The organism is Formosa sp. Hel1_31_208 (genome assembly GCF_900104785.1).
Lineage (GTDB): Bacteria > Bacteroidota > Bacteroidia > Flavobacteriales > Flavobacteriaceae > Psychroserpens.
Genome location: NZ_LT629733.1, coordinates 2,965,454 through 2,988,841 on the forward strand (window position 1 = coordinate 2,965,454; position 23,388 = coordinate 2,988,841).

The 23,388-nt window shown below is 35.6% G+C and carries 23 protein-coding genes; all 23 read right to left on the bottom strand.

What is annotated here, in order from left to right; genetic code table 11:
• Positions 1 to 15: 15 nt before the first annotated feature.
• The 23 genes from BLT57_RS13400 to BLT57_RS13510 all read right to left on the bottom strand — a co-directional run bounded on the left by BLT57_RS13400 (position 16) and on the right by BLT57_RS13510 (position 23,351).
• Complete coding sequence (locus tag BLT57_RS13400) at positions 16 to 822, bottom strand: transglutaminase-like domain-containing protein (RefSeq protein WP_091426396.1); 807 nt, start codon at positions 820 to 822, stop codon at positions 16 to 18.
• 122 nt (positions 823 to 944) lie between these two features.
• Entirely contained in the window at positions 945 to 2,090 is a 1,146-nt protein-coding gene (locus BLT57_RS13405) for a glycosyltransferase (RefSeq protein ID WP_091426397.1), read from the bottom strand.
• Complete coding sequence (locus BLT57_RS13410; protein ID WP_091426399.1) at positions 2,087 to 3,190, bottom strand: glycosyltransferase family 4 protein; 1,104 nt, start codon at positions 3,188 to 3,190, stop codon at positions 2,087 to 2,089. Before BLT57_RS13410 ends, BLT57_RS13405 begins: the two co-directional genes overlap by 4 nt.
• Positions 3,187 to 4,515 carry a glycosyltransferase family 2 protein gene (locus BLT57_RS13415; protein ID WP_091426401.1) on the bottom strand — a complete coding sequence of 443 codons (1,329 nt, stop codon included), beginning with the start codon at positions 4,513 to 4,515 and terminating at the stop codon, positions 3,187 to 3,189. Before BLT57_RS13415 ends, BLT57_RS13410 begins: the two co-directional genes overlap by 4 nt.
• Before the next feature lie 42 nt (positions 4,516 to 4,557).
• Positions 4,558 to 5,649, bottom strand: a complete 1,092-nt coding sequence (locus tag BLT57_RS13420) for a glycosyltransferase family 4 protein (RefSeq protein WP_157717195.1) — start codon at positions 5,647 to 5,649, stop codon at positions 4,558 to 4,560.
• Positions 5,650 to 5,761: 112 nt separating this feature from the next.
• The gene (locus tag BLT57_RS13425; RefSeq protein ID WP_091426404.1) at positions 5,762 to 6,430 is read right to left on the bottom strand and encodes a sulfotransferase; all 669 of its coding nucleotides are present in this window, start codon (positions 6,428 to 6,430) and stop codon (positions 5,762 to 5,764) included.
• Between the two features lie 9 nt (positions 6,431 to 6,439).
• Positions 6,440 to 7,177 carry a bifunctional 2-polyprenyl-6-hydroxyphenol methylase/3-demethylubiquinol 3-O-methyltransferase UbiG gene (locus BLT57_RS13430; protein WP_091426405.1) on the bottom strand — a complete coding sequence of 246 codons (738 nt, stop codon included), beginning with the start codon at positions 7,175 to 7,177 and terminating at the stop codon, positions 6,440 to 6,442.
• Positions 7,178 to 7,287: 110 nt separating this feature from the next.
• Positions 7,288 to 8,484: a glycosyltransferase gene (locus BLT57_RS13435; RefSeq protein ID WP_091426407.1), complete on the bottom strand. Its 1,197-nt coding sequence runs from the start codon at positions 8,482 to 8,484 to the stop codon at positions 7,288 to 7,290.
• Between the two features lie 12 nt (positions 8,485 to 8,496).
• Entirely contained in the window at positions 8,497 to 9,663 is a 1,167-nt protein-coding gene (locus tag BLT57_RS13440; RefSeq protein ID WP_091426408.1) for a glycosyltransferase family 4 protein, read from the bottom strand.
• A 14-nt stretch (positions 9,664 to 9,677) separates the two neighbouring features.
• A complete protein-coding gene (locus tag BLT57_RS13445) occupies positions 9,678 to 10,571 on the bottom strand; it encodes a hypothetical protein (protein WP_091426410.1) in 894 nt (297 codons plus the stop codon).
• 2 nt (positions 10,572 to 10,573) lie between these two features.
• The gene (locus BLT57_RS13450; protein WP_091426412.1) at positions 10,574 to 12,001 is read right to left on the bottom strand and encodes an MBOAT family protein; all 1,428 of its coding nucleotides are present in this window, start codon (positions 11,999 to 12,001) and stop codon (positions 10,574 to 10,576) included.
• Between the two features lie 7 nt (positions 12,002 to 12,008).
• On the bottom strand, positions 12,009 to 13,004 hold the full coding sequence (locus BLT57_RS13455) for a sulfotransferase (protein WP_091426413.1): 996 nt from the start codon (positions 13,002 to 13,004) through the stop codon (positions 12,009 to 12,011).
• Positions 13,004 to 14,113 carry a glycosyltransferase family 4 protein gene (locus BLT57_RS13460; protein WP_091426415.1) on the bottom strand — a complete coding sequence of 370 codons (1,110 nt, stop codon included), beginning with the start codon at positions 14,111 to 14,113 and terminating at the stop codon, positions 13,004 to 13,006. The genes BLT57_RS13455 and BLT57_RS13460 overlap by 1 nt, the downstream gene beginning before the upstream one ends.
• A gap of 1 nt (position 14,114) precedes the next feature.
• Positions 14,115 to 14,705 carry a serine acetyltransferase gene (locus BLT57_RS13465; protein WP_197675472.1) on the bottom strand — a complete coding sequence of 197 codons (591 nt, stop codon included), beginning with the start codon at positions 14,703 to 14,705 and terminating at the stop codon, positions 14,115 to 14,117.
• A 15-nt stretch (positions 14,706 to 14,720) separates the two neighbouring features.
• A complete protein-coding gene (locus BLT57_RS13470) occupies positions 14,721 to 15,713 on the bottom strand; it encodes a glycosyltransferase family 2 protein (RefSeq protein ID WP_091426416.1) in 993 nt (330 codons plus the stop codon).
• A 3-nt stretch (positions 15,714 to 15,716) separates the two neighbouring features.
• Positions 15,717 to 17,108: an asparagine synthetase B family protein gene (locus BLT57_RS13475; RefSeq protein ID WP_172827458.1), complete on the bottom strand. Its 1,392-nt coding sequence runs from the start codon at positions 17,106 to 17,108 to the stop codon at positions 15,717 to 15,719.
• Positions 17,109 to 17,160: 52 nt separating this feature from the next.
• Positions 17,161 to 18,096, bottom strand: coding sequence for a glycosyltransferase family A protein (locus BLT57_RS13480; RefSeq protein ID WP_091426418.1), 936 nt, complete (start codon positions 18,094 to 18,096; stop codon positions 17,161 to 17,163).
• Positions 18,093 to 19,061: a glycosyltransferase family 2 protein gene (locus BLT57_RS13485; protein ID WP_091426419.1), complete on the bottom strand. Its 969-nt coding sequence runs from the start codon at positions 19,059 to 19,061 to the stop codon at positions 18,093 to 18,095. The genes BLT57_RS13480 and BLT57_RS13485 overlap by 4 nt, the downstream gene beginning before the upstream one ends.
• Positions 19,058 to 20,005, bottom strand: a complete 948-nt coding sequence (locus BLT57_RS13490; protein WP_091426422.1) for a glycosyltransferase family 2 protein — start codon at positions 20,003 to 20,005, stop codon at positions 19,058 to 19,060. The genes BLT57_RS13485 and BLT57_RS13490 overlap by 4 nt, the downstream gene beginning before the upstream one ends.
• 10 nt (positions 20,006 to 20,015) lie before the next feature.
• The gene (locus BLT57_RS13495; protein ID WP_091426424.1) at positions 20,016 to 20,981 is read right to left on the bottom strand and encodes a glycosyltransferase; all 966 of its coding nucleotides are present in this window, start codon (positions 20,979 to 20,981) and stop codon (positions 20,016 to 20,018) included.
• 2 nt (positions 20,982 to 20,983) lie between these two features.
• A complete protein-coding gene (locus BLT57_RS13500) occupies positions 20,984 to 21,631 on the bottom strand; it encodes a NeuD/PglB/VioB family sugar acetyltransferase (protein ID WP_091426426.1) in 648 nt (215 codons plus the stop codon).
• Positions 21,625 to 22,701: a DegT/DnrJ/EryC1/StrS aminotransferase family protein gene (locus BLT57_RS13505; RefSeq protein WP_091426428.1), complete on the bottom strand. Its 1,077-nt coding sequence runs from the start codon at positions 22,699 to 22,701 to the stop codon at positions 21,625 to 21,627. The genes BLT57_RS13500 and BLT57_RS13505 overlap by 7 nt, the downstream gene beginning before the upstream one ends.
• Complete coding sequence (locus tag BLT57_RS13510; protein WP_091426430.1) at positions 22,698 to 23,351, bottom strand: sulfotransferase; 654 nt, start codon at positions 23,349 to 23,351, stop codon at positions 22,698 to 22,700. Before BLT57_RS13510 ends, BLT57_RS13505 begins: the two co-directional genes overlap by 4 nt.
• Positions 23,352 to 23,388: the final 37 nt, after the last annotated feature.

Genomic DNA, 23,388 nt, shown 5'->3' on the forward strand with positions numbered 1-23,388 from the left:
CAACAGCGTTAATTCTTATGAAAATATACGTTTGTAGTCATCTAAAGGAAAGCGGTAATGATAACTCTTACCAATAACAAAAAGAACAAAATGAACAATAAAAACTGGAATTTGCGGTCTGAATTTGCGCAGGTACGAATCATACGTTTTATTTGAATAATGGCAAATAAGAAATGGGATGCTATCTGGGTCTAAATAATTTCTAATGATCACTTTTTCATCAATATCTTTTTCCGAATTAAATGACTTGAAATAAACTTTTTCATTTTTTCTTACCAATTCATATAGTTCAATAACCGATAAAGGCACTCCTTTATGGTAGAAAAATAACACGCTGCTATACACATCAATGAAAATCCATTTATTGAGGTCTTCACTATAGACTTCATTAAAAGAATGACCTCCATAATCTTTATTAAACGGTGCTCTGGTATTCCCCCATTCCCGAACTTTTATATCGTTAATAACACAAAAATTATTGAATATTTGCGCCATATCACTGCAAACACCTCCTTTACCCGACAACATAATTTTTAGTGCTGTATCAGAAGGTTCACTGAGACCTGGACCTCCTTTAATATTATTTTTCAACCAAACGCTTAAATGCTTTATTTTTTCTAAATCTGTTTTTGGCTGAAAATCTTTAAAAATGCTTTGATTGATCTCCTCGAAATACGACGGAATAGTACTTTTACTGTTGTACTGATTATAAGTATAACCTTGAATTTCTTCAATATTTGAATTCTTGGATAATAATTTAAAACGGGCTTTATAGAGTAAAGGGTGCCGCTTAAAAATCCAAGTCAGTTTTTTCAAGGTCATTTATAAAAGTTATTAATAGCAGGGATAAATGTAGTATTTTTTTTTTTTTGACAACGAATAAATTATTGAATTTCAAACGGTTCTCTCTCTCTAAACGGAAATTTTAAACTTACTATAATTGCTCAAATTTTACTTGAATCCGTCAAAATCTCATTTTTGATTCTCTGGTTATAATGGGCATACGTAAACTTTTGATGTTGTTCATTTGCATTTTGAATCATCGCAACATAAGTGCCATCAGAAAGATATAATACTTTGGCTAAGGCTTTCGTGATTTCACTTTCTCTTATTGCATTGAGTAAAAACCCATTCTCATTATGTTTGACATATTGCGAGAGCGAAGACACATTTGAGACTATGGGCAAACAGCCATAATTCATCGCTTCAGCTATAACTTTTGGAAACCCTTCGGAAGCGGATGGCAATATAATAGCATGAGATGTTTTATAAATCTCATGAACCTCATGTCTCGCTAAAAATCCGTGAAATATGAAGTTCAATCCGATAGACTGTGATTCATCTTTGTATACCTGCATAAGCTGACCGTCACCTACGATGTGTATGTTCTTTATTTTTGCTTTGTCAGAAGCCTCTAATTGACTCAAGGCTCTTATAAGGAAACCAACTCCTTTTGCTTCCTCTAATCTGCCTACAAAACATAAACTTAGTTGTCCTTGCTCAAGACGTTTTGTCTGTATTACTATTTTTCCGATTTCTATTTCAGCAGCTGTTAAACACGGGTTTTCAAAGGTGAGGCAATGCAAAGGCTGATCGCTCCACCTGCCATTTATGGTCACCTTTCTTTTTTGTTTTTTTAATAACCAACGCTGAAAACGATACGCCATTGGCGCCTGCTTTTGCTTCCAATTTCCTGCATATTTAAACCATCCCGGTTTTGAACTCAACCCTATTAAATATGGAATGACATAAACACCAATACCTGTAGGCGCTCTAAATTGAAAGTAATCTGCTTTGCGTAATGCAGATTGTACGGTTTTTAACACCAAAGGACCTTTGAAAATCAGATTCATTTTATCACGCATTGTGTCACCACCTAAAGCCGGTATAGCCACGAAAGAAATGCGATTCGAAATATATGGCAAAGCACTAGATGGAGCTTCACAATCATGTAACATTGCCACATGGTATATGTGATCAAAAATTTCAAGCAAATGGTTGATTTCAGTCACTGTAGACCCCAGACCTAATATAGTCCCATCATCATCTTTATAATGCTCTGTATGTGATATTATGGTTAAAACTCTCATTCTAATAAAGCCATGTAAGATTTGATAATATGAGTCCAATCATGTTGTTCAGCCCATTGCTTTGCTTCGTTTTGATACTGTATATCACGATGTAGTATCTCTGAAATCGCTGTTACCATTTCTTCGGCACTGTCATGCGCAATTAAAAGCCCTGAGGACTTTACCTTTATAGCATCTTCTATGCCGCAGCCCAAAGATCCTATAACTGGAACCCCTAAAGCATTTGCCTCTAATATAGCGATGCCAAAGCCTTCCACATCACCATCACTACTTTCTGAACTCAACATCACAAATATATCGGTTTGACTCAGCATTTCTTTTAAAACCATATCATCCACACTTCCGTGAAATGTGATATGATCCTGAACTTGCAGTGTCTTAGCAACTAACTTAAAGTCATTTGCTTCAGTTGGAATCCCTATACAATGGTAATGCACTTCCGGATAATGCTTTATTATCTCAGGCAAGTGTCTAATTACATTTAATTGCCCTTTCCTTGCACTAACCCGACCTACCGTAGTTAATATAGGCTTGCCTTTTATCGTTGTTGACATGTGACGCGTCATGCTCCAATTTGAAAATTGGATTCCATTAGGAATAACCGTTATATTGAGATTGAGGTAAGCCACTAAGTCTTTAGTATAATTTGAAACCGCAATTACCTGATCAAACTTGCGAAGTGCTATATCCACAGATTTACGAAGTAGCACCGATTTAAAATTGACTTCTGTACCATGAATTATTGCTAAAGTCTTGCGATTTGAAAACATACTAAAGAAACCCACATTCCATAATGAAAATTTACCGGTAGCAATAACACAGGAGGCCGATTTAAATGCTCTATAGGTTAATACCAAACGCCTCATATACATTCTAATGCGCCAATTATATCGTTTTACACGTTTTACAGCGAAGGGTAAAGTCTTATCAAAACGAAGTTCTTCTTCTCCCTTGCTCGAGCGTTGATCTGAAATAACCTCCACACAATAGCCATGCTTAGACAAGTACAGCGCCAAATTATAGGCGTGATTTCCTATGCCTCCAGGCTGTGGTGGAAATTCAGAGGTCACAATAACGATATGTTGATGTTCTTTACTCACTCTAAGGTCACAATTAGAGGCCCTTCCTTCATTTTTTTACTTGACAACTGCCAAGATTTAAAGACCTGATAGCATACTATTGGAAGTAAAAGTGCCGACAAAAAAACACCTAATACCAACAGTGGTTTATTTTTTTTAAACTGATACGGAAATATAGATAAAGGCACCATACGTAATAAGGCTAACTTTGCGCTTTTATGACCAAAGTAACGCCTAAAAAAGTACAAGACACTTGGAATAGGACGCGGTGCGAAAAATTTTGAAGGCCTAAAGGCATCCCAACTTCCCATTTCTCTTAAGCCACCAGTAGCCGCTTTAACGTCAACACAAGAGGCTATTGGATTGGATACACTTTTTATACCTTGTAAATACACACGCAACCCAAACTCTCCATCTCCCATACGCTGTTTTTCAAACTGCCGATCGAACAAGCCAACCTGTTGAAATACCGATTTATACAACATGGCATTACCCGTGGCAAATTGCGAGGCTACAGCAAAAAAAGCTCGCTCTTTCGGAATCTGCTGACCTTCAGGATAAAATACACCAGCAGACACTTGAGCATTAAAAAAATCGAGACATTTAAGATGTGATGAGATCCAATTAGGCTGAATCCGTACATCATCTTCAGAAAGTGCAATAAGTTCACCTTGCGCTGCTCGTATGGCATTATTTCTAGCTAACCACAACGCCTTTTCTTGTTGTCGAATGACATTAATAGTCAAATTAAATACGCTATAAAAGGCTTCATCAAAGGCGTCCGATTGATCCACTACGATGATTTCAAAATTTGAATAATCTTGATGTTCAAAATCCTTTAATACATCCTTCAAATAGTGATAGCGATTTAATGTTGGAATGATAACACTTACCCTCGGATTGTTTTCGATTAAAGCAGATTTAAAAGACGACCATTCTGCATTTATTTCAGCTATGGGATGAATTTCAACTCTTGAGATATGTCTTGTTTTATACCAAGCTAAACACTCTGTAAACGGATTATGGAGCGATAACAAACGACATATCAACACATAAAACACCCAAGCCGAATGAAAATATTTTCTAATGAAGCGATAGTTATCTTGAACCGTTAGTTGCTCAAAACTTTCATATGTTAACCCATCACCAACAAATCCTTTTTGAATCGCCTGCCATGACAAATCATAATTTGTAGCCGATTTTGATTGAAAGCCATCATCTAATTCTAGTTTCGATGTTACAGATTCAGGCAGCTCTTCAGCTACAGGAAATACCGAAAAACCACTCTTATTACAGAGTCTAAAGTAATGTGTAGGTTGTAAATATTTTAAGAATAAAAAAGGCATGAATTACGTGTCTATAATTAAAAACATGATGCAATATTTACATTATGCCATAGGGTTATCGGTCTTCAAATTAATGACGCTTTTTATGGATTGATAGATGACCTCTTTTTCAAAAGTTTTATGATATATTTCTTTGAAGAACTCACTTGACAATCCTTCTCCACGAATATATGACATTAGTTTTTCTTTTAAGCCTTCAACGGACTTTGGATTAAAAGTAAACGTATCAACCGAAAATGTATTTAGGTCGATAAAATTAAGTGCCCCAAATTCTGTAGACACTATTACAGGAATACCCAAAGCAATCGCTTCAATAAATACTAAACCAAATGCTTCATGTAAACTTGGCAATACAACAACATCCATTTGATTGTAAAAGGCTGCCATTTCATTCACATTTAGCTGCCCTAAAAAGGTAATCTCAGATTCGAGATCTAGTTTCTCTATGTTCCTCATTAACTCCTTCTTATAGTCTCCATCTCCAGCAATATATAAATGAATTTGATTGTCCTCATTTTTCAATTGATGTATCGCATTAATTACAACCTCATGGTTTTTATCAGCCACCAAGCGTCCGGGACAACCAACTTTTAATACTGATTTATTAGCATGAATTCCCGAAAACTCTGTATCAGCTTTAAAATCTAAAATAGTTGTCCAAAAAGGAATACGAGTCGTTCTGTTTTTAGCTACACCATAAATAGAATGCAACTCTTGCTCTAATACTTTTGAGTTAGCGATGACTATATCAGCCATTTTCAAAAACAATGCTTTTACCCATACTTTAAATACACTCGGCGCACTATGACCATAGACGGTATGAAACCACACAATATTTTTTTTTACTTTCAACAGTTTACCAAATAATAAGGCCGGATTCACATAACTGAAATTTGAAATAATAACATCGGGTTGTGTCTGTTTAATGATCTTATAAATATGTTTGTAATTTGAGACATAACTCCCGCGCTTATCTCCATAAATCTCTACACCGTTTTGAATAAAGGATTCTTTTCTATGCTTTAAAAAATAATTAAAGACTGTATGTCCGTCATTGGACAATTTCATGGAGAGTTCTTGAAAAAAACTAGACAGTAGGCCTTTGTTATAAGTATATAAGATGAGTATTTTCAAGGTTGACGTTTATATGTTCTAATCGATGCTTCGATTTAAATAACTAGGCTAAATTTAGTTGTTTCTTTAAACTTAAATAAAGAAATCTTTATATTCTATTTAGGTTGTCTATCTAGTAACTGATGTTTTTCCTCAAGAAGACCCCTAATTTAAGATAAGTTTTTTGACTTAAAATCTTGAGCAATACATATTTAATCATATTTAATATTTTGAATTTAATTGTTTTTCTAGTTTTCGAATTCTGCTTATTCACATGGGGTTTCTTTACTAACCTTCCCAATATGTTTTTAGGTAATTTTTCATCTAAAAAATCACACAGCTCTGTCCATTCCAGTGTCTTAATCGTTGTGCTCAATGCGCGTTTGGGATATGTCTCAGTAAACTTATGGGCTGTGTTGTAATACCTATTGAAATAGTCTAAGAAGAGTGCTTTATTCGCTTCCGTTTTTGATAGTTTCATGTAACTAAATGATAAGTACCTGTCATTTTTATTGCCATAAGAGTCATAAAAACTTTTCCACCACGATTCAAAATCGCGATGTAGTATAATACATTTCACTTCTGGGTTATTGATATATCGTTCCCATTCAAAACACCATGGATAATCTTGAAATGCGTCATATTCGCTAAATTGTTTCTCTAAATAGCTGGTATCTTGAAATTGATAATGTATATCTGGACCTGTGACTTTATAATTCAGAATTCTCAACATGACTGCTAGGGTTGAGGTTCCTGTTTTAGGCAAGCCAACGACAATCACTTTATGTTGTTTATTAGACAAATTACATGGTTATTTATATCCTATCGCTACTAAATGGGCGGTTTTTGAGGCCGTTTTTCCGACACCTCTAGATTCAAATCGATTTATAATATTGGAACCTATTGATTTTATAATGCCGAAAGGATCACTGAGTTTAAAACTTTTTAAGCCTTGAACGCGATACTTTCCTGTTTTTACCGCATAATGCACATCCACTGAAGTAAAATGTTTTTCGAGTAAGGTCTGTAACTGAGCCTTTGTATAATGGCGCACATGATCAGGGTTTTTGTCTGGACCTTCATTCTTAATATAATCGCCATTAGGTGTTGTAAAATAAGCCCAACCATTAGCCGCAATAACCTTTGCTATGTTTTCGACAAAAATGTCATCCTCTTCAACGTGTTCGATAACTTCAATACAAACAACGGCGTCATAAGAGGCGTCATCAAGGGTAGATTGTGTCATATCCTCAATAATAACGTCTTTTATATTACTTCGTTTTTTTTGAATGGTTTTTAATATGTCGCTTGTAAACCCTAAATTCAAATCTTCTTTTGTGCCGCTTTCTTGTGGCACATCTAATAAGGTAATATCTGCAGACAGATTAATCGTATAAGGCGATTTTCGACCACCCACATCTAAAACGGAACACTTGCCATTCGTTCCTTTATACGACTTCAACAGTCGTTTGATATCATTGCGAACGGTCACTAAATGTGTCGGCATCAGAGAAAAGGTCACCCATCGCATGAATTCGTAGTTTGTCATCTCAGATTTTGGTAAATAGTTAGTTTATAAAATGTATTACAATAATAGATATAATGAATTAAATAACCACAACGAACACTTAAAAGCTCTATCTCATTATAGAAACTAGATCAGTTATTATAAAAATGGACGAAGGCCTGATTTTGTTTCATTAAATTAAATTCATTTCGCACTCTGGCCACAGCAAATGTCCTTATGTGTTCTTGATCTTTTGAAGACAGGTTGATGACGTCAATAATACGTTGCGCTAATTGCTTCGGCTGACGCTTAGGCACCACCCAACCCGACTTTTCATGCAACACATTTTCACTTAAACCTTCAGCATTAGATACGATAGTCATTAATCCCATAGCTTGCGCCTCTAATACGGCATTACAAAAGCCTTCCTGTATGCTATATTGCACATACAGATGTGAAGCTTCTAGTCTCTTTTTAACCTCTATTTGCGGCAATTTACCAGCAAAAGTCACTTGAGTATTTAAGTCAAGCTGATGCACTGCGAACTGCAAGCGCTCTAACTCCTCACCGTCTCCAATAATTGTATAATGAAAGTGAATGCCTTTTTGTTTAAGAAGCTGCATGGCCTCTAGGGTATACACGATTCCTTTCTTCCAATGCAGTCGGGCTACCGTTACTATTTGTGTCACCTCATTGCTATGTGATTGTTTTTCCGAATAGAAAAAATCGGTATTGATCGCTGGTGTAATTACTCTTATGTTTTGGGCTTCAATATGGTAAGCCATTAAATCCTGTTTCATTTCTTGCGATAACACGTGATATTGTGCGTTCTTTCGAAATAATAAATCATAGCAATTTTTATGTTTCAGCGGAGAGAGATACAAATCAAATCCGCGAAAACTAACGGCCATTTTAGCATCTATAGCGCTAGCGACATTCTCTCTACCTTCAGCTAACATACCAAACCCAAAATGTAACCAATCTAATTGTTTAGAAAATAAAAACTGATTTAAAATCAATCGTTTCAATCGACTTCTCAACCTTATACCATCAGTACGATCAGCTTTGACATGTTGTATCGTTTGTATTGGATACACCGTCAAACATTTTAAAAAAGTAAACAGACTAATCCATAATACCTTAAGTATATGGCCATCAAATTTAGGTGCAACCACAACCTTACACGGAAAATCTTGATCATCGTCAGTGCGATAATCTACAAATAACACCACCTCAAACCCATTGCTCTGTAAACCTTTAATTTTATTTCTAAAAAAGGTCTCAGAATACCGAGGAACTGTTGACAATACAATCCCTATTGTGGTTTTTTGTGTTTTAGTTTTAGACATGCACTTCAATTATTAGAGTCCGTCATATAATGCAATCATATCATTGACCATTTGACTGGTTGTATGATTTAATTGTATTCTTTTTAGGCCTTGCTCACGCACCTTTTCTTTGATATCTTCAGGCAAATTGGCTATCTCAATTATATGTTGCGCCATGGTTTCAGGGTCTCGAATAGGTGTTAAATAGCCATTAACACCATTGGTGATGACTTCATTCATTCCACCACAATCAGTAGATAAGACCAGCGTTTTTAATGACATGGCTTCTAAAACCACATTGGCCAAACCTTCTTTAATACTTGATAGTAGTAATATATCTGATTGATAAATAGACTCTTGCACTCGACTAAACGACATATAATCAAGTAGCTCCACATTATGCTGAAGTCCTAAATCATGGATTTGATACGCTAATTCAATATTTTCAGCAGCACCTATGATGGTATATTTAAAGTTGAAATTTGCAGTTTTTAAAATCTTACACGCATCCAAGGCATAGGTATAGCCTTTCACCCAATGCGATCTTCCAACGGAAAGGATGTTAAATACATCATTTGTTTTGATGTTTTCAACGTGTTTTGGTACCACATCTAAACCACTATAAACCACATTTATTTTTTCCTTTTGGGCGCCATACTTTTCAGCTTCAACAGCTATAGCTTTAGACACTGCGTGAAACGCATCGACTTTAGGGAAATAATTGTGATACATAGTTGCTATGTCCTTATCGGCAATAGGAGAGTAATTAATGTGTGCCCCACGAAGACTTAATACCAGTTGCATTCCAAACTCTTTCACCCAGATCCAGTCCTCCAACCCTTTAGCCCATTGCAGATGAAAAATATCTGGTTGATGCCATAATACGGGATAGTACTTCACTTTATCTGATAACGCATTACGAGAGCGCGCTTTAAGTATGTGATCAAGTTTAGATTTTTGTTGACGTTTAAAGATGAATAGCAAAACGCTATATTTTAATAAATGAAACGCTTTATGAATTTTGGTATTCTTATACCCTACTACGGCAACCGAACCCTGATAAACCGGTATGCTTTTTTTTAAAAAGCCAAATACATAAAGTTTATGGTTAGACCGAGACACACCCAGAATAAGGCGCTCAATAAAGGTTGTACTTGGTATATCACCAGAGTAAATAGCTATTTTCTTTTGATGTTTCATTAGAACATTTAGGTCTATTCTATCATCACATTAAATTCATTTGCAAATCTTGCACTTGAAATCTCTCTCCCTTTGTGATTAACGTGAATAGCATCGTAAAAATACATAGTGTTATCTAATAAATTACTATGATTAATGATCTTATAGTTTAAATTTTGAGTGACTATTTCTTTGTTTTGCATGGGCGAAAAATAACAAATCAATTCCATACCATTTAATTCGCATAATGCTCTTATGTTTTCAATATCCGCATTTTTAAATTCAATCTTAAGTGCAGTCGTCGTGGTTATTGTTTCAGCAGTCCGTTGTGTTGCGGGATAAGTATAATTGCCTCTATCATCAAAACGATTTCGTTTTTCAGAATTGAATATACTTAGAAGTGAAGGGTAGAACACCTCAGTATTATAATAGGACACGCCTAATAAAGGAGCCCACTTTGATCCACTGAGAAGTTCTGCTCTTCTGCTATTATATCTTTTGTAATAGTCATGAACATAAGATTCGTTTGCAAACGGCATAAATCGATAATCATTATCACTAACATCCTTATAGTTCACATCAAAACTCGATGCACTTGGCGCCAAGATGCAATATTTTGACTTTTTCCCTTGTGCTATAAAATGTTGTAGCATGATATATTGGCTCGACAAACCTGTATCATCCATGGCCAAATTTAATCCCGTAGTTCCAATTATTGAATCAATGGCTTTTGTATGAAGTGTGGTTAAACCTGTACTCGATCCTAAGATGATATAATCAAATTGGTCTTGTGACACATGGTTGGCGATAAAAGAGGGTTTATAAAATGCTGATTTCCGCAAAGCGTATAAACTCCCATAGGACATTACAGACACGAGAATAGCCGACCCAATAATAACTATCAATACGTTTTTAAAAAATCGCTTCATCACTAGAATTGAAAATAAATAAAGTCTGATGGGTTCTTAAACACACCCATAAAACAAATTAATAGCGTTATTAGTATTGCGGTATATTTTGACAATACCACTTCTTTTTTATTATGCTGAACAGCCCATCCCTCAAACACTAACAAGATAAGAATACTTGTTAAAATTATTAGTGAGAATAAGATCGTTTTGGAGCTTTTGACGAAAACATCTAAACCAACACCATTAAAGCTAAAGATATCTATTAGGAATTGCCATGCGATCGTCACTGTATCGGCTCTAAAAAAGATCCATGCTAAGGTCACCAAGATAAATGTGAGCAATAGTTTAGGGATTTGAGCATATGACATGCGTGTTGTATCCACATGGATGCGATTTCTTTTCGCTAGAAGTAAGGGTAAAAAGAGGAGTGCATGAACGGTTCCCCAGATAATGAAGGTCCAATTAGCCCCGTGCCAAAATCCGCTAACGAGAAATACAATGAATACATTTCTTAGTTGTTTTAGACGGTTCCCTCTTGAACCACCCAGAGGAATATAGAGGTAGTCTCTAAACCAGGTTGACAAAGATATATGCCAGCGTCGCCAAAACTCTGCGATATCTCTGGAAAAATACGGAAATGAAAAGTTCGTCATTAATGAAAACCCGAATAATCGCGCCACTCCAATGGCGATATCAGAATAGCCTGAAAAATCACCATAGATTTGAAATCCGAACAGCAAAGCACCTAAAAACAATTCTGCAGACGAATAACCTGTAGCACCATCAAAGATTTGATTGACGAAAAACGCACAGTTATCGGCGATAACAACTTTTTTAAATAAGCCCCAAATAATCAAGTAGAAACCGCTCATTGCCATTTCGAAATTGAATATCCGTTTTTTATTAAACTGCGGTAATAAATGAGAAGCCCGTTCAATAGGACCAGCGACGAGCTGCGGAAAAAAGGACACGAAAGCCGCAAACTGAACTAAACTATGGGTCGGTTCAATTTTTTTCCGATACACATCAATGGTATAACTTAAGGTTTGAAATGTATAAAATGAAATCCCAACGGGAAGTATGATATTTAAGGTAGATGTTTGCATATGAATCCCAAACATTTGCCAGGCGTCAACCCAACTGTCTATAAAAAAGTTGTAGTATTTAAAAAAGGCTAACATTCCAAGGTTCACCAACAAACTCAACACTAAAAGATAGGCTCTGCGTTTTTGCTTGTCTTCTTTCTTTAAGGCTTTAGCTACAAAGAAATCTATGAGTGTACTTATGGCTATAAGCGCTAAAAACCTGTAATCCCACCAGGCATAGAACACATAACTTACAATGACTAAAACTAAGTTTTGCAGATTTAATGACCGATGGACGATATACCAATACAGTATAAAAACTATAGGCAAAAAAACAGCAAAATCAAGAGAGTTAAATAGCATATTGTCTTTATTCGTCTTTAAACCATTTTGAATAGACCTCTTTCTTCACAAGGTCATCAATCCCTTCAAGCTCCGTTTTAAAGTAATCGTCAAGACATCGTAGCGAATCTTTTGAAGCTTCGAAAGTATACTTGCTACTTTGAGGGTTTATTTTTTTGTGCAGTTTATCTGTCACCCTCATCCACAAGGGCATACGCACTTGAAAACTAGGTTGAATTGGTAAAAAATTGGAATATCTATAGTTGCCAGTCTTTTTCAATAATCGGTTTCTAAACAACTGCAGACCAATATATTTTGGGACTTTTGTTTTATTAGAATGGGTATCGAACACCGTCTTATCAAAGGCATCAAAATTGATGTTTAAAAAATCACAAATAGCTTTAATACTTGCTTCTTTATTCTGAATAAAATCTTCAAACAACACAATTTTGATTCTATCGAAAGGTATGTGTTTATAATAAAACTCTAGCTGTTCTTTGTACAAACTCCTTTCTATAATACTATTTGGAGCGTATCGTAGCGTCTCTTCCAGCGAATAAATTGCGCGACCCGATTTTAATTTATGGAGATAATTTGAAATGACACGTTTTGTTGGGTGGCGCAACATAAAAATCAACTTAATGGGTTTATCCTGCATACTAATCCGTTTTGCAGCAATCCTAGAAGCTAAATAGGACGTAGAATCTTCCCCAACACAATTGGAGGTGGTTTTAAGGTCTTTAAATTTTGAATGGTACCAATCCCATAATAATTCTGGATGTTGCTCCATAGACTGGCGCAACCAGACCTTATGTTTCGCATCATAAAAGTTAAAATCGGGATGTTGTAACATACTGTCGATATCAAAAAAGCCTAATTCATCTCGCGCTATGGCTACTTCTGGATGGGCATCTAATATGGCATGTATACTTGTTGTCCCAGATTTCATGGCACCTCCAATGATGAAATCCGGTAAATATTCCGGATGTTTAGATGTCCAATTATTCTGATTAGCAGTACCCATTACTCTTGTTTTACAATACTTAAATATAAGGTTTCGTGATTTTTAAGAAAGGTTTCAATTGAAAATTCTTTAATCACTTGTTGCCTCATTCTCGAAGCAAGGTTTGATCTGTCATTTTGAGACATCTGTTTCACTTCTTTAATTTTTTCAGCCAATTCCTTTACGTCACTAGCTTTAAATAAGCACTCGGGAAATGCGTTCAGAATATCTTTTACACCCGACACATTAGAACCTAAAACAACACATTCTGATGCCATAGCTTCTAAAGGTGCATTCGGAATCCCTTCACGCCTTCCTTCATCTTTAGTGGGTATCACAAATACATCTGCCAGCTCCAAAAATGGTCTTACTTCCAATTGCTTGCCCGCAAATACAATATTATTATTGGCTTTGTAGTGTTCTTTAAGATGTCTGCCATAGTCATTCGTGTCATTTCCAACGATAAGTACCTTTATGTGATCATCATTTAACTGCTCGACAGCTTCAATAAGAACTTCAATCCCTTTTACAGCCACTAAATTTGCAATAGACAAAATCACAAAATCATCTGTTTTAAAATAGGTCGTTTTAGATATATCGGATACAATTGCAGAAGGTTTATACACCTCTGTATCTATTGCCAATGGAAATCGAACCACTTTATCCATCATATCTGCAAAATATTGTACCATCATATCCCGATTGACTGCAATAATTTTAGTGCTTAATTTAGATTTCCATGTCCAATACTTATTACCCCATCCCATTGCTTTTTTTGTATAGATATAGGGTATTCCGGCAAGTCTCGCTGCTAAAGGTTCGGAAATATCAGAACTCCAATTCCATGAATGTATGAGATCAAATTGCTGCGCTTTAAAAAATCGTTTTATTTTCAATACCCTAAACGGAAAGCTAAGCCAAGGTCTATAGTTCGTTTTGAAGGGGAAGATATGAATTTTAGCATCTAATTTTTCGACCTCTTTAAAGAACAAGCCGTCATCTCGGGTGCAACATATTTCGGGCTCAAACACATCTCTATCTATATGTTTTACCAAATCATAGACAGATTTCCCACTGCCTGACGTATCAAAATTAGATATGGTATATAAAACACGTATTTTTTTTGACATGCTATGTTTTGTCGATTTGCTTAATAACTCTTGCGGGATTCCCTGCAATTATACTGTTTGAAGGCACATCTTTTACGACGACAGAACCCGCTCCAATAACCACATGATTTCCAATTGTAATGTCACCAATTATCACAACATTGGCACCTACAGTGACATCATTTCCAATGGTTGGTACTAGACTATTATCGTTGCCTTTATTCCCTATGGTCAATCCATTTCGGAATTGGAAGTTTTTACCTATAGACTTCGCATTTATTACTGTTGCAAAGGGATGATAACACATCATTCCGCCTTCAATTTTAGTGCTTCTAAACAGTTTACAGGGAAGGTCTTTGGTGAACCAATGTTTCCATTTATGACCACTGCGTTTAATGCGCCAAAAAAAGATAAAGGCAAAGTCTGGGTAGTACAACATTAAATGATAGAATTTCTTCTCTAGTGTATCTGGTGTCACCGAACAACCTCTAACATTAATCGTTTGATTAATATCGGCTTGGATTACAAAATCGTTCACTACATAAGCTTTATACAAGACATTTAGTAGTAATTTTTTGTAGGCGTGTTTTATGATAAAGGTAAAACGGTTCATGCTTAAGCCAATCCTTTAAAGTGTTTTGATATGGTTTTTTATATAGTAAGGAACAAGGTAGTAAACATATATTTTAAGTAGAAATGAAAATGGAAATATTATCAACATCCCTAATAATAAGCGCAAAAGTATTGGAAATGTCACTGGAGCGATGTCTTCCTTAATCTCTTGAAGTACTAATTGTCGTTGACCAATGCCTTTAGTTTCATATATGCGTTTGCCAGTGGTTTGATACAAGTAGGTATACAGCAACGATTTGTATTTGAGCGGTACCTCATTTTCTAAGTAAAATGGCAAATGGGATTTCACAAAGCGCGTCCAATGTAAAGCCGTAAGATTTTCTTTCTTTTTTGCCATTTCAATGGTTGAGAGTGCATGCTTAAAATACAAATACACATAGCTATCTAAAAACGCTATATCACAGGTCATCCCTAACTTGATATCAAATGCGGTGTCTTCGGTATTTTTAATGCCTTCATTATAAATTCCAATCTTTTCAAATACTGTGCTTCGATACAAAAAAGCTGGAGGGCCAACAACATCTTTTAAATTTGAAAACCAGTGCAAGCCCCAAAATGGTTTATCTTTTAAAACCACTTCATCCGATTCGTCTTTGGGTTTCTGAGTTTCAGAAATACCGCGATGCGATTTCACCATTTTCCCAAAAACCGCATATCGGTCTTCGTATTGATCTAATACGGCCATCATTTTATTTAGGGCATTCGGATATATTTCATCATCCACATCAAATATATATACATAGTCCCCTTTTGCGTGTGCTATGCCCATATTTCGGGCTGCAGCGGCACCTTGTTTAGGCTGCTGCAATAATTTCACTCTGGTATCAGTATTGACAAGCTCCTGAATACGGGCTACAGATTCATCTTTAGAATTATTATTCACATACAGCAATTCAAAATCGTCGAGGTTTTGATGCATGATAGAATTATATGATTTCTGAATAAAATCGGCTCCATTAAAAACAGGTATGATGACTGATAACTTCATAGCTTAGGATTTGGAAAAATGTTTATGCCATAGCGACAAGGTTAACAGCATACTCGTTGGATGTGAATACCGCACATAGTGGGCTGTTTTAAATTTATGATACGTTTGCTCAACGATGTCTTTCGGTACAAATTCTAAAAATGACGTTTCAAAAAGATAGTGACGCAGCTGTTCATCGTTTTCAGAGCCTAAGAATTGTAATTCAAAATTACGTTGTATATATGGTTTTCCCATTAAAGCATTAAACTCTCGTTGCGCTTTATTTATAATTCTATAGGGTAAATTATAAGGGGCTTTATTATATGGATAGGTATTTAAATTGAATGGTTTTTGCGCTTGCCAGGTGATATTTGCAAGGGCTTTATCCTGTTTTAAGTGTGCAATCTGCAAACGTCTATCAGCCAAGTATGCTTCAGGAATTGTGCAAATAAATTCAATCATTCTTTGATCATAATAAGGCAAACTTATGGGGTGGGCGGCCTCAAAGACACTCAAATTAGTTGTGGTCCAGCGATGTGCCCATTGTGAGGTTTTAAACGCTCTCACTTTTGCACTTAAATTATCAATCTTAATGTTTGATAGGGACGTCTCGACCCTCGACATCACATAGCTCTTCACATCGCCTTTGAGATTCCAAGATTGCCATAATTGCGCTGCGAGTTCGAGGCCTCCAGGTTTCAGCATTTTCTTTAGCAATATAGGAATAAGCTCCTTTTCTTCTGTGTCTTTTGGAACGCCTTTATCAAAGAGCACATCGCCCCAATGTCCCAAAGAAAATAGCCCTTTCATGGATTTTAATTGATTTAAAACCGCCATTTGTCTCGGATGTGTAAATTCAGAATAGCAGTGATTTAGTTGTGCCAAATCGTCAATGCAGTCCCATAAATAGCCCTTAGGGATTTTAAAAGACTCAAAGCTAAAATCACAAACCTCAGCAATGTGTTTGCTTATTTTATGTTCAGGAAACCCATCTTGAAAGGCATAACTAAAGGCATGAACAGGGTTTTTTAAATGTTTTAGAATGAGTGCCTGACTTCGACTATCGAGACCACCAGATAAGGGTAAGATTACAGGCTGATCCCCAATTTGAGCTTTTGTGATGCTAGAGAGTAATTGCACATATTCTTCTAAGGCTTGTTCAAATGAAATATCTCTCGGACTGTAATGCCATTCAAAGTTCGATTCACTTTTAATACGTCTGTTGTGTTCATCGAAATGATGATCATGGGCCGGAGACAAACACACTACATCTTTCCAATAGGTATCCTCGTCAAGAAAAAAACCTGTTGCCGCAAACACACATATGGCTTCTAAATTGAGCTCATGAGGGGCATCAATTTTCGCAAATTGCTGTTTGGTAGGTAGTATTGGTTGCTTTATTATACTCGATTGCATGAGACCACATATGGAATTTATATCATTAAAATGCTATTCGGACTCTACATGTTTAATAGTCCAATAACTTATATCCTATTCCAAAAATATAATATATAAGACCAGCACAAAACAATTGAAAGACTTTCTTTTTGGTTTTAAGTTTAAATGCATGCCCTAGGCATTTTAATAGCATTATAAAGCTTAACCTGAAATTTTTACTTTTAACAATCCCTGAATAATATCTTAGAAAATGCCAGTTTAAGTATTGAATTGATTTTGGGTTTAAAGCTAAGGCCTTCCTATTTTTTATTAAATAGGTGTATACTAAAAGTTTATAAGGTGATTTATTACTGTGCTCATTTAACCGCTCGGAATGCTCACGGATATTGACCAAAGTTTTATCTATGATAATTGGCTGTAATCCATTTTGCAAGGCCTGCACATGATACTTAAAATCATCTGCTGTAAGCAGTGTCTCATCAAACGTGAGTTGCACACGCTCCAAACTTTCGCGTTTCCACAATGGCGAATTGACACCCCATCCAATCTGTTTTCTGATAAAATCATTTACTGGGTCTTCACTCCAAATTTCTGGGTTCCAAAACACCTTTTTTGGCACTCCTGCAGTAACAAAAAAAGAAGATTGGCTAATTGTAAAATCAAAGTCACCCGATTTGAGATGCTCTATATCTATTTCTAATTTATTGGCCAACATGAGATCATCAGAATCAAACCAATTAATGTAATCGCCTTGACTTTTTAAATACCCATAATTTCTTGCAGCAGATGGTCCTTTAGGCAACTTGTTAGGTTTGGAAAATAACTTAAAACGAGCATCTTTCTGAATATATTCGTGCACAACGGTACAGGTATCATCAGTTGATTCATCATCAACAATAATACACTCCCAATTCGGATAGGTTTGAACTAATATACTATCGAGTGTCTCCCCAATTAAATTCGATCTATTGTAAACCGGAATAATTATAGAAATTAATGGTTTCAATTCTCTCTGGATTTAAAATTAAGAAATCGATATCCTTTTTTAAATAACAGATAAGACATATAGCCCAAAGTGGTCTTTAGCATTTGACAATAATAACTTAGTTTGAATTCCTGAATAATCAATCTCCGAAATAGGAAAAAATGCACATGAAACTTATGCTTTAATGCTAATATCAAATAAGCACTATACCTTGACATCAAATAATTATTAACCCTGGAACTATTGACGTTTTCAAATTGCTTCACTTCTTTTAGGTGGCAGTCCATGGAATTAAAATAAGATATTAGTTCTAATTTGTTCAGTTTAGACCGTTCTTTAGATAAAGAATTAGCATGCACTCTATTTTGCATGAGTGCCTCATCTAAAAATTCTAGTCGAGGATTTCTATATAATTGTCTCAGATTGAAATCCCAGTCATCACCATTGGTTAATTGTTCATCAAATAGATGTTGCTGAGTCACTAAGAACGATTGGCGCCATAATGGTCCACACACAAAAAAATTAATCTTACCAATAAAAAAATCTTCTAATAAGGTTTCTGAGTAAATCTCATAAGTCTTCATTATTGTCAGACTATTGAAATCGACTAATTCTGTTTTAGCCACCACAGCATCTGTTTTTGGATGAAACTCTTTCAACCAATGCTCAAAAGCAAATGGCTTAAAGAGATCGTCGCTATCAAAAAAGTTAATAAATGTACCTTTTGCTTTTTGAAACCCAAAATTTCTACAACTACATGGCCCTTTAATTTTATTTTCAGGTCTTGAAAAATAACGGAATCGGTGATCGGTCTCAGTGAATTTTCCCATAACCAATGCCGTGTCGTCATCACCGCCATCATCAACGACTATACATTCCCAATTCGGATAGGTTTGTGCCTTTATTGACGCCAAGGTATCGCCTATAATATGCGCACGATTATAGGTCGGGATAATAACTGATATCATAGGTGTTGATTGGTTCATTTTATTTTTTTTGACAAATGATAACCTTTATTGAACACTAAAAAAGACACCATAAATAAGAAGGCCATTAACTTGGATTTTACAGAAATGAGCGAATCTTTCATAATATAATTAAAAAAGGCACGAAACGCCCATTTAAAATTTCGATGAATCACAAATTGCTTAAACGCAGATAAAAGATAGCCTTTTAAATAAAGCTTCGTGGGATTATCTAAACGTATTTTAGGATTATTATAAAGTTTTAGACGTGCTACAAAATAATGCCATCGCTTTACATCACTTCCATCATAAGTAATACTGCCTTCATGTTCTCTTACATAAATAAGCTCTATGTTTAGCACTGCAACATTTGGCTGCTTATTTAATATGCGACAATGAAACTCCCATTCTTGAGCAGCTTTCAATTCTTCATCAAATAAAGTGTTCATTGTTACTAAAAAACTTCGTCTCCAAAGCGCTGCGGGTGTTAACCAAACCACATTATTAATTATGTAATTATGTAACGTAAATTTACTATCAGGCGCTATTTGTTTTAATGGTTTCGTTTTGGTTAACTCACTTTTAAATGCAACTGCTTGACACAAGGAAACATCAATTTCAGGTTTTTTAATTGATGACAATTGAAATTTCAGCAAGTCCTCATTCATCACATCATCACTATCAAACCAATTGATGAATTCGCCTTTGCTCATGGAAAACCCAAAATTACGAGCACCATTACCACCAGGCAAATACGAATTTGGACGTTTCACATATTTGAATCGTGGATCTAATTCAGTATAGCTTTTTAGCAACGTATCTGTATTATCAGTTGAGCCATCGTCTACAACAATGCATTCCCAATTACGATAGGATTGATTCAAAATACTATCTAAGGTTTCGCCAATTAGATGTGCACGATTGAATGTTGGAATGATTATAGATATCAATGGTTCTTGAATCATGAAATTAAAATTAGTAAATAAATACCTTATTTAAGACCCTCAATATAAACTTCTTATTTCGTTTGTAGCCCCAAATGACATTCATATTCAAAAAGATAAAAACCATTTGTATCTTCAGTCGCAACGACAAAGGCATGTCATTTTTATACGTTCTATATCCATTTTTAATTTTGAGCTTATTAGCGCTATACATAGTGACGTCGAGATAGTAAATTTCAATCAAATTTTTGAAAAGCATCCCAAAATATTTAGCATATAAAGCCTTTTCGATTAAGCCCAAACTCACTAGATTCGTCACGAGCATATGTTCTTTTCGTCGCCCTTCAGATTGGGCGCTATAAACACCTCCACTGTGCAACCGATAGGCACTGGTTACAGTATTTAATAACTTTATTTTCCCAAATTTAGATTGCCACAGTAACATGATATTATCTAATCCTGGAGCCGATGGAACAGTACTAAAATCGCGATTCCGAAATACTCGAGTTAAGGTAGGTGCCCAAATGGGAAGATCTTTATGTTCATATATCTCCATGCGATCGTCACCCATTAATTGGTCTTTTACAATGTCAGTATTTGAGTTGATTACTCTCGTATTTGTAAAACACACTTCAAAAGCAGGATTTGCTTCTAAAAACGCCACTTGCTTTTGTAATTTTTTAGGATCTATCCAATAGTCGTCGCCTTCACAGAGTGCCACAAATTCAGATTTACAGGCGTTCAAAGCATATAAAAAATTATCATACATGCCTTTATTTTCGGTCTGTTTTGTATAGGTAATCAATGATCCTTGAGGATGTGTCTCAATGAGACTATTAACAATTATTTCAGTGTTATCTGGTGAACAATCATCAACAACAATTAATTCAAAGTCAAAAGACGTCTCTTGCATGAGTACACCTTCAATAGCCTGTTTGATGTATAACTCATGATTATAAGTGATCATGCACACACTCAAAAGAGGTTTATTGCTCATAATTAAAACGGCAATGGTTTCAAAGTTTTTTTTATTTCGGCCGGAACTCCCGCCACCATACAATTATCTGGTACGTTTTTGGTCACGACAGCACCTGCCGCAACTACCACATTTTTTCCAATGGAAATATCTGGTAAAATTGTTGCATGACTTCCAATTTGTGTATAATCCCCAACGCTACTTCTACCAAGTAAAATGGCACCTGGAGAAATATCCACAAAATTACCAATTTGAGTATCATGGGTAAGAATGACACCATAGTATACAATAGTGCAAATCCCAAGACTTACATGAGACGATAGTACGGCTCGATCAAAGATATTTGATCCCTCTCCAATAGCAATACCATAGTGCCCAATAGATGTATTTGTACTCACTGTGCTTGTTACCACGCCACCCAATGCGGTAAAAGCATCGTACATTTGTTTTCGCAGTTTTGGATTACCCAAACCTAAAATAAAGCGCTTATCTTCCCTTAAGAAATGCGCACTGGCTTCTTCAAAAGAATTTAAAACAGGGAATTTATCATGTATTTTACCTGAAGAAATCATATTTATATCATCATAAAAAACCAAACCATCAGTTTGATTCATTTGATGTAATACTTCTAAAATTTCATTCGCAAAACCTCTAGCTCCAACAACTAACATATATTCGCGTTTATTATTTTAATTATTCTATCCACATCCTGACGATCTAAATCTACATAAAGTGGTAAACATAACACACATGCCGAAATTTTGTGGGATAATTGGCATGGTTCTGAATGATCAACATATGGCAAAGTATCGAGACTTGGATAAAAATACCGTCTTGCAAAAATAGCTTCCTTCTCTAAAGCCGTCTTTACTTTCATCAAAACCGCTTCATTTTTAAATATTACTGGGTAATAGCAATAGTTCCATTCTACGCCATCACGTAATTTTAATAACTGAATATCTTCTGAGCCTAATCCATTAGAATAACGCTCTACTACAAATTTACGTCGAGCACATATATGAGACATATACGGCAAAACCGCAAGACCCATAGCAGCTTGGGGTTCGCTCATTTTAGCGTTGATCCCAAGCCCATGAAAAGCTTCGGGTCCGTCGTGCCCAAAATTATGATGGTCATACATTGTATTGTAATACTCTGGTTGACATACGAGCGCGCCTCCTTCTCCAGTATGAAATAATTTGGTAGCATGAAAGCTACACGTACTCACATCGCCATAAGTAAAAATGGACTGCCCTTTGTAGGTGACCCCAAAACAATGGGCGGCATCATAAATGACTTTCAATTGGTGTTTTTTTGCAATCATCTCAATCGCCTCGACATCACAGGGATTACCAAACACATGCGTTGCTAGAATAGCCGAGGTCTCAGGCGTAATAGCCGCTTCAATCTTGGTCTCATCTATGGTTAAATATTCTGGATGGATATCTACAAATACCGGAGTGCATCCTTCCCAAACAATACTGCTTGTTGTCGCTACATAAGAGAAGGGTGTGGTAATAATTTCACCTTTGAGACCTAAAGCTTTTATGGCGATTTGTAAAGGCAAGGTCCCATTGGTCATGGCAATGACATTGGGAACCTGAAGATGCTCTTTTAATTTTTGTTCTAATTCTTGTACCAAAACACCTCTATTGGTCATCCAACCCGTCTCCCAAGCCTTTTTTAATAATGCTTGATAGTCGTTTTGTGGTGGCAAAAATGTTTTTGTTACGTTGATCACTGCTTTCGTTTTACATCTAAGGTTTTATTCATCCAAGGGAAATCATCACCTATTGGTGGTTGATTTAAAAACGTACACAATTTACCATAGTCTTTGGCATTTGACACATTGATTACCACTAATTTTTCAGGGCGACTTTTGAAGTAGTTTTTAACCGTTGCATTATACTGCTCATAAAAGGCCTTTAAAACATTCTCGTCGTAAATATTATCGTCAGGAGTACCGTAAACATTTTTGGCAAAACTATAAGCAAAACCTTGCTCACGATACGGCGTATTTTTCAAATCAGTTGCGGTAGGAATTCGTTTTCCATCAGCCCATAGTTTAGAATGAAAGCGTGTTAAGGATTCATACCACTGCTCGGTTGAATCCCGCTCCGTGAGAATAAACTTTGCATTTGGAAATGCGAGATCTAAATGTTGATAGGTATATGGAAGGGAAAAGGGAATATCCTGAAAAGCTTGAGCTTTTTTACAAAACGCAATAATGGTTTTAAAATCCCGTTGATGCCAAGACTTTAAAAGCAATTCGCCTTTCACTTGGTTTCCTTTGGTATAACCCATTTGTTTTAAAACCGTCTCAATGGTGGTGGTTCCCGTCTTATTATGACCAATACAGAATATCTTGGGTGATTTCTTAAACAAACGCATACTGTAAATTTATGTTTTTTTGACAAGTATAAATAAT